Genomic DNA, 15475 nt, shown 5'->3' with positions numbered 1-15475 from the left:
AAATTTATTCGAAAAGTTTTACGGAATTTGTGGTCTATTTTGAGGATTGACAGCATATGATGTTAGGTTAAGAGAATGGTGGATCATGTCATTCCTTTTCTCACTAACCAAAAAATGGGACAGAATAAATCTGTCCCAACAAGCGGTTTCATTTTAATATTACAATAACAAATACGCAACAAGTGTTCCGATAATCCACATACCGATTGCGAATGGCATATTCTGCACGGTAATGCGGAATGGGCTTTGACCCGTTCCCATGGCCGTTAATGTCACAAGTAACCCGTACGTTCCTACTGTAAAGGTAGCCACAGAACCTGTAATTAGAACAAGCGCAATACTTACTGGATTGATCACTTCAAACATAGGAGTGACGATTCCTGTTAAAATACCCACTGTTGCAATCGGATGAATACCAAACATACTTAAGAATACAAAGATGACTTGGATGAGGAACAAGATTAACATTGGATAATTCGATACAAAGGCAAGTGGTTTTTGGATCACTTCCAAAAATGATGTATCTCCTATACTAGTCGAAAATAATGACAAGGAGATAAATAATACAATGAAATTCTGCATGGTATTTGTTTTTGTTTTCCAATTATTCCAACCAATTGTCCAGAAACTTCTTCGTCTTTTCAATAGTAAAGACCAAATGAAAGCAAATGGGAAAATAACAATTGTTACTGTTAACGTAAAGCTTAAATCAAATAGATTTCCTATTACAATAACGAGAACCAGGAACAAGACTAGTGCGATGACGAACTGTATCATCTTTCTCACTAATTGTTTCATATTGATTGTTGGCTGACGATTAGTAGTCACTTCGTCAAACTTATATTTTTTATAAAAAATTCGTCCAAACAAAGAATCTAATATAAACGCAATAACTGCCATTAGAATGAGCCAAGGCAAGAGGGTTACGTATTCAACACCTGTTGTAAATATAGCAACTGCGACCATAATCTCCAACGGACTCCACAACAGGGCTAATGAATAACCTCTTAGTGAAGCTGTTGTGATAAACGAATTACGAATTTCTTTACTAAAAGATGATAATGTACTCTTAAGAACATCTTGAGAGATGGTTGCAGCAGATAGATTTAAAAAGGCCGCAAGAATATGCGTAATGAGTGAGCTTCTTGGGTATAGTTTCCCTAAATCTGAGACGTTCACTCTCATTAGTAGATTCATATTCCGATCAAATCTTCCACTTCTTACGATGCTATTCATCCAAGGCAGCATGGCTAGTAATGTCAATAGAGATAAATTCGAAGTTAATAAACTAGGAATAATATGAAAGGACTGACCTGTTGTAAAGAATAAATATCCTCCGATAAATAGAAAAGCTCCCCCAAGAATTTTGAAAAGCCCTGATGCTAAAGGAAATGACACAATGAGCATGATAATAGCAAGTACTCCGAGTATGTAATTGATTGTCTTACTATCTATAAAAATATTAATTGTATGGAGTAAAAATACAAATGAATAAAAAATGTAAAGATAGCGGAACAATGGATATTGTTTCATTTTTTCCTCCTTCTTGATGTTAAATCAAACACATCAAAGTATAGCATAGAAGAAAAAAACTACAAGGATAATTTCCAGATATTCCTTGGAAGTAAAGAAGAAATGATGCCGTCAAAAAAACAGCTCTGCATCCATTTATGGAAATTGCAGAACTGCTAACTCTCTGTATTCAAGCTAGATATGGGTCAGGCAACCTGCTCCGAACTAGGGGTGAGGAAAGTAGATCCGGAATAGTGTCCCCTCGTTTTTTTTGCTGGTAACATCTAATTTTCCTTTCATGAGTTTTATGATTTTTATGACCGCCATCATACCCAGGCCAGTACCCTCTCTTCCTTTCGTCGTAAAAAACGGCTCTCCTAAACGATTAAGCTGTTCGTCTGACATTCCTTCTCCAGTATCTTTGATCTCAATAACCACACCATCAACCATTTCTTCTGTACGTATAAAAAGATTTCCACCGTTTGGCATCGCTTCAATACAATTTTTTGTAATATTTAAGAAGCATTGTTGTAAAAGTTGAGGATCTCCTTTCATACGAATTGGTTCAATCATGGTATGGATATCAACACAGTTCATATTTGCCATTGGTGTAATCACATTTATCGAACGTTGGAGTTCTTGCTCAAGATTTACGATTATATGTTCTTCATGTACGGATTTTGCAAAAGTTAAATAGTTTCCAATAATATCATTTGCTCGGTCAATTTCTTGGAGAGAGATTTCGATGAACTGATTTCTCTTCTCTTCGTCCCATTCATTTTTATATAACATCTGTAAAATGCCTTTCACTACGGTAAGCGGATTTCTGACTTCATGAGAAATACTTGACGCAAGGTGACTAACTACCTCTAATTTCTCAGCTTTGATAACTTGCATATTCGTGTAGGAGCTCTCTTGTAGCATTTCAGAGAAATACACAATAAAGAATGTACTTATTAGATGAACTAAGAAAAATGTGATAATTACCTTATAATCAGACACATGTAAATGTCCAAGCAAAAATCGTATGACTAAAACAAATGTACAAATAAAGAACGAAAAACTACATGCAATAAGGATTCTTCTATGCTTTGAAGCTCTATCAAAAATATTTCGAATTAGAAATATAACAGATAAAATGATTAAACTTGCAATGGCTGATGCATAAAAACCAATTCCGAATTCTCCTAAATAAAGACGAATGATTAGAAAAATAACGACTAAAGTGACACTAGCTTTTCTCCCAAGGTATAAACCACCAACCATAATGGCAACCGTCCGTAAATCCAAGATAATCTCATCACCAATATGAAACGGAAATAGCATACAACTAATCATGGCTATGATGACCGAAATTAATTGTATTCCCTTTTTTAGTTGGCATGACAAATTCTTAACATTTGTTTCAATGATATGAGGAATAAACAAAATAAAAACGACCAAAAAAAGCAAATTTAATAATAAGGTTTCTATATAATTAAACACATTATTCCCCCTGTTTCTGGTTAGAAGAATCATCTTAGGAAACTATCCGACAAAAAATTAATAAATAAAGAATGTTTATGAAATTATTTTATGTTTATGCACTCACCTTTTTTTGATTTCATCGAATAATTTATTCCACTGCTGATGGAATATTTATGAGGGATAATTCGCCACTCTAATGGATTGCTCCTATAAATTCGTCAAAAAATAATAATTTCCTTCTTTTTTTTACTCATATTGTCGTATTTTTATTATGGTTTTAGTAAATTTTTGAGACTATTTCCGAAATTGAAAACATTTTGTTGCAAATTGCAACAAAATGATAGTTTTTATGTCTTAAGAGATGAAAAGATTGAAGAAAGTAAAATGGATATATCACTCTATTACTGAGAATCCGCCGAGTTTACTGTTGCTAACTGGAAATACTGCCACTATTCCGGATTTACTGCCACTATTTGAAAAATACTGCCACTATTCCAGATTTACTGTCACTAGTAAAAAAGCCACCCAGTCCGGGTGGCTCATAATTTTTTATGTGTGACATTAACATCGAAATCGGTTTACTTCCCCTTCAACTGCTCAAACAATCTCGCTACATTCACAACCCCAACATTTTTATATTTTCCGAGAATCACAAGCTCCTTCGGAAGTTGGCCAACTGTATGAATTCCGTCTTCGTTTAATTGTGTAATAAGGCTTGGTACGCCTATAAACTCGTCTTTAGTAAGAGGTATCTGTTTAAGAGAATCTGTAAGGATCATGTAATCTGCTTTGTAAAATAAAAACAATTCTCCTGGTCGTTCAAGAGTTACTTTTCTACGAATCTTTTCTTCTTCAATAAAGATTTTTAACTCCTCGAAAAATTGTTTATCATTGTTTTCATTAAAACGTTTGACATGCTTATGCAAGTCTTCGAGATTACTTGGTAATTCACTCATAATACGTGCTTGCTGCTCAGCACCCAGTCTAACTAAAAAAGTCTCAGATTTATCGAATCGTTGTGGCAGCAAAAAGGCATCACGTAGAAAATATGGAACTTCCAACGTATCCCCTTTATACTCAATCGTACGAATCGTTGTATATCCCGGTTCTCCCATTTTTGATGGAGCAGCTTCTGACGTAACTGCAACCTCATTTTGAACCTTTGTATCGGGTGTTCCCTTTTTCATAGAAGTAACTAATACATCCTCTAGTGATTTCAACCGAAGCTCTAGTTCGGTAATATCGTAACGCTCTTCCTTTGGAGTTGTCGGATCTTGATAGGCTGGTACTTCGATTGATAAGGAGCTATACACTTCAACAAACCATCTCACAATTTGGTAAATTGCTTCCCATGATAACAGTGCTTCCGAATAACGAAACTTTCTCTTGTCATGTGAGGCTTGATTACCTAGTTGACGAACTAAATGAAGGGCATCCCTTATCTCTAATGTTAGAATTCCTTCATTATCTAAAAGAGTGAGTCTTTCTTTTAGGGTTATGCGAGGATCTTCTTTCATTTTTTCATATTCCATTACCTGCTGCAGAATATTTTCAACAAGTACCCTTGAATGAGTTAACATTGTACGTGGACTTGTAAAAATGGAGTGTTCCAATTCCCCAGCTAGGAATGCTAATTCTTTGGATATCGGCTCTAGAAATCTATAAAAATACTCAGATGAATTCATGTCATGATGTTCCTTTCTTACATGCAAACTGAAGGCCTGAATCTGTATATAGAGAGACTCAGGCCGTCCAGAGATTCTTTTATTTTAGGTGAAAAACAGATGACAAGCAAGGAGGATATCTGAATTCGGGTATTTGCGAATGTTTAGTAAGTTCCCATTTAATTTGAGACATTGCCATCAGAGGTAACAAAGAAACTGGGACAAGTTATCATGAACGAAACTAGCCCCTTGTCGTAATCCCGTAGGTTAATTTGGTTAGACTGTTTAACGGAAATTAAAAACCAAACCAAATCAGAGCTACATTACGAAAGGAGCTAGTTATATTATGAAGGATACCATAAAATACGTAGGTTTAGACGTTTCAAAGGAAAAAATTTCTGTTGCGATTGCTGAAGAAGGAAGAGAAGCACCTAGATATTATGGAATGATCCCACATTCCTTAGAAGCTATTAAAAAGTTAGTTAAGAAATTAGGAGATAAAAAACAAATAAAAGTTTGTTATGAAGCCGGCCCAACAGGTTACCCATTGTACCGTTTTTTCTTAAGTTTAGGCATTGAGTGTTTTGTAATCGCACCGTCACTAATCCCGTCTAAGCCAGGAGAACGGATTAAAACAGACCGAAGGGATGCGGTTAGGCTTGCTCAATTATTCCGTGCTGGTGAATTAACATCCATTTATGTACCAACTGAAGACGATGAAGCTCTTCGAGATTTAGTTCGTGCTCGCGAAGATGCCAAAGAGGATGAGTTAAGGGCAAAACACCGACTCACTAAGTTTTTATTAAGACACAATATTAAGCCTCCTACTGATGTTCGTAAATGGACCCTTAAGTATCGGGAATGGTTAAACAAGTTAGAATTTACTCGTTCTACGTCTAGAATTGTATTTCAAGAATATTACTATCAACTTCAAGAGATCGAACAACGGATAAAACGGTTAGAGAAAGAAATAGATATCCAAGCAACCGAAGGTTTACACGCTCCTGTAATTCAAGCACTTCAATCGCTTAGAGGTGTGGCAACTATTACAGCCACAAGTTTAGTGGCAGAGATTGGGTCCTTTAAAAGATTTACCTCGGCTAAACAATTCATGTCATATGTAGGTCTTATCCCAAGCGAATATTCTAGTGGTGAGAGTCGAAGACAAGGTAAGATTACGAAAACAGGGAATAAACACGTTCGCCGTCTTCTGATAGAAGCAGCCTGGAGTTATCGATATCAACCTGCAGTAAAAGGAGAATTAAAAAGAAGACAAGAAGGTCAGTCGGCCGTTGTTCAAGCTATATCATGGAAAGCTCAAAATCGTCTTCATAAAAAGTATTTCCGATTATTATCAAGGGGTAAAGAAAGTGGGAAAGTCGTAACGGCAGTGGCAAGAGAACTAGCTGGGTTTATCTGGGCAGTCACGCAGGAAATAGAAACAAACTCTAGAGTTTTAATTGAATCTTAATCTATTATAAAAATTCGTTTATAAAAAACTGCAGTTAAATTATGTGATTTTAAGAGTAGGGCTCGAAGGCAAAGTATAACACCGGAAAGGATAATCCACGTGGTCCCTTTGTGCTATGTCTAAATAGGCTAACGCACGTGACGAGTTGGTGGTAGATCCTTTATACGGAAAGATAAAATGTGAGAATCCACGAATATCAGAGTGCTTACCGAAGCTTAGACTTTTGCCTTCGTGCCGTGTTCTTAACTTCTGAATAAAGGAGGAATTTAATTCTCAGCTTAAAAAAGTGTCTCAATCTATGGATTACCAGTCAAGGAGAGCACTTGACAGGCAATCCATAGATTGAGGAGTAGTCAGTAAGCTGAGAAGGGAAATCCCTAGACATAAAATGTCTCAAACATTTATAAAAAAGAAAAGAAGCCAAAAATGCTTCTCTTCTTAAGTGCGCCAAAAAACGGCAATTATAATTAGGGATTCGAGGGGAACTTGACAGTTTCGTTCATATCAGGGACCTGTCCCTCTGACCCCTTGGAAACTTATGCCTTTTCAATTGGACGGAATTGTGGTAATTTTAGGTTATAAGTTAATAGTTTTGTATTTTCACTAGGGGAACTCTTGATAAGAGCTGAGAAAAAAGTAGTTTACTTTGAAACCCTCATTACCTGAACAGGCTTGTACCTGCGTAGGGATGTGGTTAAGGCAATCGTTTTTTATGTGTATACATAACAACCACTTTCCTACTTTGGAGAGTGGTTTTTTGTTGTGCTTTAGCCGTTATATTCCTTTTTTACGCTGCAAGTTGTTAGACGAAAAGGAGTAGTTCAATGAAATTAATTGCTGTGACCGATGATCGACAATCTGTAAAAGCTGTTGCTGAAAAAATTATTGCGATTAAAGATGTAATTGATTTCGTGCAGATTCGAGAGAAATCAAAATCTGTTCTAGAAATAGTGTCCTTAATCGAATATTTACTTAACAACGGTATGAAGAAAGAGAAAATCATCATCAATGACCGCCTAGATGTTGCACTATGTATGGATATACCTACTGTCCATTTACCTGAACATGGCCTCCCTGTAAAGATGGTGAAAAAATGTTACCCGCAAATAAAAGTGGGTTGCAGTGTTCATTCCTTTGAAAAAGCAAAAGAAGTGGAGACAGATGGAGCCGATTACATCCTATATGGCCATTGCTTTGAAACCAATAGCAAACAAGGTCTAGCCCCAAACGGCGTTGAGCCTATATTACAAATGAAAAAAGAACTAAGCATCCCTGTTTATGCAATTGGTGGCATTACGTTAGAAACATTACCATCAATCCAAGCAGTTGGGCCGGATGGTGTGGCAATCATGTCCAGTATTTTTGCGACAGATGAACCTTATTCCATCACAAAAACATTCAGTGAGGCGATTCACCATGAAAAATAGGTACGAAGTAGTTGTAATTGGTGGTGGAATTATTGGTTGCTCCATTGCTTATTATTTAGCCACTGCACAAATGGATGTTGCTCTATTTGATGGAGGACAAATTGGTGCGAAAACAACCAAGGCTGCTGCTGGCATGCTAGGTGCTCATTCAGAAAGTGATGGTGATTTCTCCCTCTTCTTCCCTTTTGCAAGGTCGAGTCAATTTGAGTACATACGATTAAAAGATGAACTTTTTGATTTAAGTGGGATTGATATTGGATATCGAAATGGCGGTATTATAAAGCTAGCACTCACTGAAAATGAAATGCAAGACCTCCATTCACTTTTAAAGCAACCTACTGTAAAAGAGTTGAGCCGGCAAGAAGTCCAATGTATGGAACCCGGGATTAGCAATGACGTTTTAGGAGCTGCCTATATCAAAGATGATGTGAACGTCATTCCGACTAGTACCTGTGAGGCTTTTGCAAAAAGCGCCCAAGTACTTGGTGCTTCTATTTTTGATAGCTGCCACGTCTATGGAGTCGAAAAACATGGAAACAACTACAATATGAAGACTGCAAAAGGCAATGTCCAAGCAAAGTACATCGTAATTGCAACTGGTGTCTATAGTAATCACCTTTTTCAGAATCTAGGAATCTCTGAACAACTGTCATCTGTAAAAGGAGAAAGTATCATTGTTCAGCACGAGAAGCCTCTTTTACAACACACGTTGTTTCATGACAAATCTTATATCGTGCCAAGAAATAACGGGAAACTCGTGATCGGGGCAACGATGATTCCAGATGACTGGAGTGAATCGATCAACCTTGATAGTGTTGAGAGTTTAATTAATAAAGCGAAAATGATGCTCCCCTCCTCTGCTAACTGGAAGATTGAAGGGTTTACATCTGGTTTGAGACCTACCACATTTGATGGGCATCCATTTATCGGCAGACACCCTGAGGAGGAACAAATTTTGATTGCCTGTGGCCATTTTCGAAATGGGATTCTCCTTGCCCCCGCAACTGGGAAAATGATACGTGACCTAATTTTAAATAAAGAGGTAAAACAGGAATGGATCGATGCTTTTCGTATTGATCGAAGACAAAAAACGTTGATTTAGGGAGGTGAGAACATGAAGATTAGACTTAACGGAGAGCAGGTTGAACTTCCTGAAGAAGTAAATTCAGTGGATAAGCTTTTGACTCATTATAACTTGGAAAATCGGATCGCGATTGTAGAGATTAATGAGGATATTATTCAAAAAGATGACTATAAAGCGATGAGACTTAAAAATGGCGATATTATTGAAATCGTCCAATTTGTAGGAGGAGGATAATCATGTTAACAATAGCAAATCGTACATTCCATTCTAGACTTTTATTAGGAACAGGAAAATATCCATCTTTTGAAATTCAAAAGCAAGCTGTTGAGGTTTCAGATGCTGAAATTTTAACGTTTGCTGTGAGAAGAATGAACATTTTTGAAGAAAGTCAGCCCAATTTTTTAGAGCAATTGGACTTAACGAAATATACACTTCTTCCAAATACAGCAGGAGCTAAAACTGCTGAGGAAGCGGTTCGAATAGCGAAACTAGCTAAAGCATCTGGATTGTGTGACATGATTAAGGTTGAGGTTATAGGAGATGACAGGTCCCTTTTACCAGACCCAATCGAAACGTTGAAGGCATCGGAAATGCTTCTCAATGAAGGTTTCATTGTGTTGCCGTATACGTCAGATGATGTAGTGCTAGCTAAGCGATTAGAGGATCTCGGTGTACATGCGATTATGCCGGGGGCAAGTCCAATTGGTTCAGGTAAAGGAATTATTAACCCGTTAAATCTAAAATTTATTATTGAGCAATCTCAAGTTCCGGTCATTATTGATGCGGGAATTGGTTCACCAAAGGATGTTGCTCATGCAATGGAACTTGGAGGAGATGGTGTTCTGTTAAATACGGCTGTTTCAGGTGCAAAGGATCCAGTAAAAATGGCACTCGCTGTCAAACTTGCGTTAGAAGCAGGAAGACTAGGCTATGAGGCCGGACGCATTGAGGAAAAAGATTACGCAGTAGCGAGTAGCCCTTTAACAGGGTTGGTAGGATCTTAACAATTACTGAAAACCAATGGCCTGACCCCATAAGCATGCTTAAAGGCAGGCCATTGGAATATCCACGTTCATGAATATTGTTGCAACTCCAATAGAAATGTTCTTGTTTAGCGATTATTTGACCCTAGTCCAGTTCCGTCTCGACAACCATCATATCCAGTAGTACCTGCACCAGGACCTCCATTAACACCAGCGCCTGTTCCAGCACCACTGCCTGCTGTTCCAGTTCCCATCGCACCAGCACCACCGGTACCAGTAGTTCCTGTCCCAATACTAGTAGTACCAGTACCACTTTGACCATAATAGAGGTCATCATTACAATCTTGGTTACGGTCATTCATGATGTTACTACGGCCATTGTTATTGTCAAATCTGTCGTTTTGATTGAAACCATGCCCATTATCGTTTCTTTGATTCAATATTTTGACATCCCCATTATTTTTGGTATCAAAGTTATTATCGTTACCTTGACATCCTGCAAGTCCGACAACTAATAATGCTGCACCTAAAATAGTTTTGACAGGTTTCCTCATGTATTAACCCCCTCTTTATAGAAACGTTAAAAATTTTAACGCTCATATATAGAATGGCTTAACACATGTCTATCTAAATCTGTTAGATAACGGTAATACAATGGGGTTTTTTTCAAACCCAAAATCCTTAAAGATGACGTTAAAACCCAACTGCCTTAGAATCAAATATGGACTTTAGGTTTTTTATCAACTCTACTTGATCCTCATCTGATATTAAATCAGTATAAATTTGTTCTTCCTTCCCATTGTTCATAATAAATAGAATGACATCACTAACTTGAACAACTACCTCTACTTGACTAAATAGAATTTGTTTTCTTCGAAAAAGAGATCCTCTGTATATTGATACGCTTCCACCTTCAAGAATAAGATAGTCTTTTTTATTTAATGTAAAATAGTATTTTGCTCTAAGTATCGCAATCAAAATGGAAGAAATTAAAATAATAAATATGATTGGATTTGTAAAATTAGCTGCATCAAAGATTATATAATAATATATACTTAAAAAAATGATAATGAGTACGTATAAAATTGAATTTATCGCTTGTCTAATCCATTTCTTTTTTGATGTAAATTTGTACCCCGTTACTCGTCACCTCCTTTTCACGAACGAATTTTAGTGATAGTAACATAATATTCAATGTTCTTCATCATTATGATTTTAATAATAATTTCTCCCTCACCATCCATCGATAAACAAGTTAAAACTATGATGGATAATTTAAAATAAACCTAAGTCCCAAAGTTCCCAAACAACATCATACTAATTGTGAAAATAATGATAATTAGTAAAGCAAACATACCCACTAACGAAAAAGCGACATTAATAATTTTCAAACGTCCTTTTTCACTTAATATCGCAGTTATAAATGACCCTATTAACAGGCTTAACAACAACAATAAGTCTAATGATTAAGGTAAAGGTTCTATTGCTTGTGGGATTACAAAACCTAGAACGATAAAAAGACTTATTAAAATCAATGAAATCAAACCTAGATATTTTTTCAACACATCCACCTCTTTAAAGAAAACCTCTAATATCAACGTTTAACTCTCTCCGAATAATTCTACAAATTGGTACAATTTCCCTTCTCAATAACTTGAAACAATTTCCTATATGCATATTTTATTACCAATTTAGGCAATGTAAGTATTAATACTGGGTTAGAGGAGGAAAAAAGGTGTTTCGCATGAGAAGACTTCCTCAAGAAAAAGGGACGAAAGGTAAAGAAGCTCCAGAGAAAAGTCAATCTGTGAATGTTTCATTATCAAATAGCCTTGATGAGAATGTCCTGTTTTTTTCCTCACTTTATAAAGATAGTTCAGATGTCGTTTTTCATTCATTTGCGATTGGCAATAAGAAGGCCGCTGTTGTTTATATAGAAGGATTAAGTGATCTACAAAAGCTTGATGAACTTGTACTTGAAAATTTATTGAAAATGACAGAAATTATTGAGAAAGATTTCATTCATTCTTTAAAAAACACGATTCCGATTTCGAATATAAAAAAGATAGATACGTATTCAGCCTGTAGTGATGCAATTGCCAATGGCAACCCACTCTTACTGCTAGATGGTCTTAAAGAGGCCTATTCTTTAGGAATTGTAAAGTATGAAAAGCGTTCCATTGAAGAACCATCAGCTGAGAAAGGAATCCGTGGACCCAGGGAAGGTTTCACTGAGTCCATAGGAGTAAATACATCGTTAGTTCGACGGATTATCAAAGATCCTTCCCTCAAAATGAAGCCACTATATGTTGGTAAATATACAAAAACAAAAGTAGTCATTTCATATATCGAGGGACTAGCTGACCAGAACTTAATTCAGGAAATGGAAAATCGCCTAAATCGGATTGATATTGATGGAGTTTTAGAAAGCGGATATATCGAGCAATTTATTGAAGATCATCCTTTTTCACCATTTCCACAAGTTTTATATACGGAACGACCGGATGTTGTTTCTGCCAATTTACTAGAGGGCAGAGCGGTATTAATGATTGACGGTACCCCTTTTTCCTTAATAGCGCCAATTAGTTTTTTTAGCTTATTTCAATCCCAAGAAGATTATTATGAACGTTTTTGGATAGGAACATTTATTCGAATCATTCGTTTTATATTTTTAGGAGTGGCTATCTTCCTCCCTTCTATCTATGTTGCGATTACGAGCTTTCATCAAGAAATGCTTCCGATCAATCTGATGCTGAGCATTGCTTCCGCAAGGGAAGGAGTGCCCTTTCCAGCCATTGTAGAGGCTTTTTTGATGGAGCTTGCCTTTGAAGCATTACGGGAGGCTGGTCTGCGATTACCCAAGCAAATTGGTTCTGCAGTTAGTATCGTAGGTGCCTTAGTAATTGGTCAAGCCGCGGTACAAGCTGGAATTTTCTCTGCACCTATGATTATTGTGGTTAGCATTACAGGAATTGCTTCTTTTCTAGTCCCACGATATTCCATCGGTCTTTCAATTCGGCTGTTACGATTTCCAATTATTATTTTGGCAGGTCTTTTAGGCTTAATCGGAGTAATGCTTGCTTTAATCGTCCTAATCATTCATTTATCAACGTTGAGATCTTTTGATATTCCATATTTAAGTCCAATTAATACCTTACATAAGAATCCAATGCAAGATACGTTTGTTCGTTTTCCATTATGGAAGATGAACTTTCGACCTCATTTAACAGGTAACATTGATTCGGTAAGACAAGGAAAAACAATAGAACCACAACCAGACAAAGGAGGAGACTAATGTTCTCCAACCTATTTTTATGCTAGATGGCGGTGAAACATTAAATGGTAGAAAAGGGCAGAATTACAGCGCCACAAACGGAATTTATTATGATACCAACGATTATTGGGACCGCAATTCTTTCCATTCCATCTATTGATGCAAAATTTGCTGGCCATGATATGTGGATGACTCCTATTTTAGGCTCGTTGATTGGATTTTTAACAGTCTACATCGTCTGGAGATTGCACGAATTATATCCTATGCAAACCCCTATCGAGTATAGCGAGAGGATAATTGGTAAAGCTGCAGGGAGAGTATTTGGACTTCTCCTTACACTATTCTATATTCATAATTCAGGGATTATCGTTAGAGAATATTCAAGTTTCATTTCGACAAATGTAATGACAGATACCCCAATAATCATCTTTTCGATTACGATATTGTTTGTCAGCGCATTAGCAGTTCGTGGTGGATTAGAGGTAATTGCGAGAACCGCTATTATTTGCACGACACTATTTATGAGTTCCTCAGTAGTTCTGTTGTTATTAATAAAAGACATTAAGCTTGGATATCTATTGCCATTTTTAGAAAATGGATTATTGCCTGTTATGAAAGGGACATTGATTCATAATTCTTGGTTTAGTGAATTTTTCCTATTAGCATTTATATTTCCGTATATCAATAATCAAAAAAATGGCTTAAAATCTGGTTTACGAGCATCCCTAATTGTAATGTTCATACTATTATATGTGAACTTTTTTGTACTTACTGCAATTGGAACATCTGCAGCAAATCTATTTTATCCAGTATATGTAATCATTCGTTCCATTACTGTTTACAACTTCTTTGAAAATTTTGAGGTACTGATTACAGCATCATGGGTCCTTGGAAACTTTGTTAAAATTTCCGTCTTTTTATATGCAGCAAGTCTTTCACTCGCACAATTATTTAGGTTCTCCAGTTACAAGATTATCGTCTTTCCGTTAAGTGTATTAGTCTTTATCTTTAGTTACTGGGATCTCCCAAATTTAGTGGTAAAAGTGAACTATATATCTACAATTCAGCCATTTTATTTACTAACGATTCAAACCATCATCCCCCTTTTTCTACTTGGAATCGCATTAATCAAGAGAAAAAGGAGTGAAAGTACTTGATACTTAGGAAAAGTTGTATCATTCTACTATCATTATTACTTCTTTCTGGCTGTTGGGACTCTGAGGAATTACAAGATCTTTCAATCATCACAGCTGCAGCGATTGATCTTGTAGAGGACGATAAAATTCAAATCTCTGTACAAATTTTTATTCCCCGTGCCATTACAACGGGCCAAACAGGAGAAGATCCAAGTGCTGGATCAACATTTATACGTGAAGGAACCGGAGATAGTCTTGCAGAAGCTGTATCTAAATTACAATCGAATGTACCCAGAGTACTTTTCTGGGGCCAATGTAAAATATTTATAATGGGAAACGAACTAGCAAAAAAGGGAATACAAAAGGAAGTCGACTATTTGCTTCGTCATCCTGCACCAAGAGGTTTCTCCTACATCTACGTCAGCGAGGAAAAAGCAAGAGAAATTCTCATGCTAGTACCTCCTTTAGAGCGCTATTCCGGAGAGGCGCTTAGAAAATTATCAACGCATGAAAGTGGAATAGATACGACTCTGATTGATGTGGACACCCATTTGATGGGAGAAAGCCAAGCAGTAGCATTGCCTTTAGTTAAACCATTGTTCTCTCCGGAAAAAGCTAGACAAGAAAATGAAACAATACCAACCATCACTGGCACAGCCATCTTTAAAAAGAATAAAATGGTAGGGCAATTAAATATGGAACAAACACGTGGGCTTATGTGGTTATTAAGAAAAATAAAAAGAAGCACATTATCCATTAAACCTGAGGGCTATAATGAGGAAATTATCATGATGCCGACCATTGGAAAGATAAAGTTCAAACCACTAATCGAAAAAGGGCGTTGGATCATGAATGTTGATTTAGATATTAGAGGGGATATCGTCCAAAATGAAACAAAAATGAATTTATTTAATGAGCAAGTCATCGAGCGACTACAAAACGAATTTGAAGCCGTTTTAAAAGAAAGAGTGAGTCAAACTATCAAGAAGCTGCAGCATGAATTTCATTCTGATCCTATTGACTTTGGGAGAAGGTTCCATCAAAAATATCCTGAAGAATGGAAGAAAGTAAAGAATCAGTGGGATGAAAAATTCTCTGAAGTGGATGTGAAAATACATGTAGACGCCACCATTAGAACGCCAGGTGACATCGGTCCCCCTGCAGCCTTCCCTAACGACGAGGTGGTAAAATGATGAACTGGAGTGTAGGACTGACTGTCCTATTCTTAGTGTGTCTTATTATCCTTTTTGAAAAGAATCGAATAATGGGCCTCAAGAAAGTCGAAAAGATTATATTTGTGTCAATTCTTATTGTCTCGGTGGGATTATCTTTCTTTAACCTAGAAAAAGTACCTGGCCCCACCACTTTGTTACATTACGTTTTTGGACCCTTAGGAAAGTTAATGGAGTAAGCATAGTAAGAGACTGTTATCTACTTATACAGTCTCTTGTTGTTCC

Annotated in this window: 13 protein-coding genes and 1 riboswitch; of the genes, 8 read left to right on the top strand and 5 right to left on the bottom strand. The window is 36.5% G+C overall.

Annotation, left to right across the window (positions count from 1 at the left end):
* Window positions 1–159: 159 nt before the first annotated feature.
* The 3 genes from NST91_RS13555 to NST91_RS13545 all read right to left on the bottom strand — a co-directional run bounded on the left by NST91_RS13555 (window position 160) and on the right by NST91_RS13545 (window position 4664).
* Window positions 160–1533: a hypothetical protein gene (locus NST91_RS13555; protein ID WP_341331558.1), complete on the bottom strand. Its 1374-nt coding sequence runs from the start codon at window positions 1531–1533 to the stop codon at window positions 160–162.
* Between the two features lie 204 nt (window positions 1534–1737).
* Complete coding sequence (locus NST91_RS13550; RefSeq protein WP_341331557.1) at window positions 1738–2997, bottom strand: ATP-binding protein; 1260 nt, start codon at window positions 2995–2997, stop codon at window positions 1738–1740.
* A 560-nt stretch (window positions 2998–3557) separates the two neighbouring features.
* Window positions 3558–4664: a DUF4145 domain-containing protein gene (locus NST91_RS13545; RefSeq protein ID WP_341331556.1), complete on the bottom strand. Its 1107-nt coding sequence runs from the start codon at window positions 4662–4664 to the stop codon at window positions 3558–3560.
* Window positions 4665–4989: 325 nt separating this feature from the next.
* On the opposite strand from NST91_RS13545, the gene NST91_RS13540 reads away from it, so the two are divergent.
* From NST91_RS13540 to NST91_RS13520, 5 genes are all read left to right on the top strand, one after another.
* Window positions 4990–6114, top strand: a complete 1125-nt coding sequence (locus tag NST91_RS13540) for an IS110 family RNA-guided transposase (RefSeq protein WP_341331555.1) — start codon at window positions 4990–4992, stop codon at window positions 6112–6114.
* A 595-nt stretch (window positions 6115–6709) separates the two neighbouring features.
* Window positions 6710–6820: riboswitch (TPP riboswitch) on the top strand.
* A gap of 118 nt (window positions 6821–6938) precedes the next feature.
* Window positions 6939–7541, top strand: coding sequence for a thiamine phosphate synthase (locus NST91_RS13535; RefSeq protein WP_341331554.1), 603 nt, complete (start codon window positions 6939–6941; stop codon window positions 7539–7541).
* Window positions 7531–8643, top strand: a complete 1113-nt coding sequence (gene thiO / locus NST91_RS13530; protein WP_341331553.1) for a glycine oxidase ThiO — start codon at window positions 7531–7533, stop codon at window positions 8641–8643. The genes NST91_RS13535 and thiO overlap by 11 nt, the downstream gene beginning before the upstream one ends.
* A 12-nt stretch (window positions 8644–8655) precedes the next feature.
* Window positions 8656–8859: a sulfur carrier protein ThiS gene (gene thiS, locus NST91_RS13525; protein WP_121446079.1), complete on the top strand. Its 204-nt coding sequence runs from the start codon at window positions 8656–8658 to the stop codon at window positions 8857–8859.
* A 2-nt stretch (window positions 8860–8861) separates the two neighbouring features.
* On the top strand, window positions 8862–9629 hold the full coding sequence (locus NST91_RS13520; protein ID WP_341331552.1) for a thiazole synthase: 768 nt from the start codon (window positions 8862–8864) through the stop codon (window positions 9627–9629).
* A gap of 107 nt (window positions 9630–9736) precedes the next feature.
* Here the strand turns inward: NST91_RS13520 and NST91_RS13515 are convergent, their stop codons facing one another.
* On the bottom strand, window positions 9737–10162 hold the full coding sequence (locus tag NST91_RS13515) for a hypothetical protein (protein ID WP_341331551.1): 426 nt from the start codon (window positions 10160–10162) through the stop codon (window positions 9737–9739).
* A gap of 139 nt (window positions 10163–10301) precedes the next feature.
* The gene (locus NST91_RS13510; protein WP_341331550.1) at window positions 10302–10586 is read right to left on the bottom strand and encodes a hypothetical protein; all 285 of its coding nucleotides are present in this window, start codon (window positions 10584–10586) and stop codon (window positions 10302–10304) included.
* Window positions 10587–11352: 766 nt separating this feature from the next.
* Here NST91_RS13510 and NST91_RS13505 point away from each other — a divergent pair.
* From NST91_RS13505 to NST91_RS13495, 3 genes are read left to right on the top strand one after another with little or no spacing between them, the layout of a single operon-like run.
* Complete coding sequence (locus NST91_RS13505) at window positions 11353–12903, top strand: spore germination protein (RefSeq protein WP_341333536.1); 1551 nt, start codon at window positions 11353–11355, stop codon at window positions 12901–12903.
* Window positions 12904–12947: 44 nt separating this feature from the next.
* The gene (locus NST91_RS13500) at window positions 12948–14039 is read left to right on the top strand and encodes a GerAB/ArcD/ProY family transporter (protein ID WP_341331549.1); all 1092 of its coding nucleotides are present in this window, start codon (window positions 12948–12950) and stop codon (window positions 14037–14039) included.
* Entirely contained in the window at window positions 14036–15211 is a 1176-nt protein-coding gene (locus NST91_RS13495) for a Ger(x)C family spore germination protein (RefSeq protein ID WP_341331548.1), read from the top strand. The genes NST91_RS13500 and NST91_RS13495 overlap by 4 nt, the downstream gene beginning before the upstream one ends.
* The last annotated feature ends 264 nt before the right edge of the window (window positions 15212–15475 follow it).

The organism is Ferdinandcohnia sp. FSL W7-1320 (genome assembly GCF_038050315.1).
GTDB lineage: Bacteria > Bacillota > Bacilli > Bacillales > Bacillaceae_L > Ferdinandcohnia > Ferdinandcohnia aciditolerans.
The sequence above is the reverse complement of the archived record's forward strand: the minus strand, read 5'-3'. Positions and strand labels throughout refer to the sequence as shown.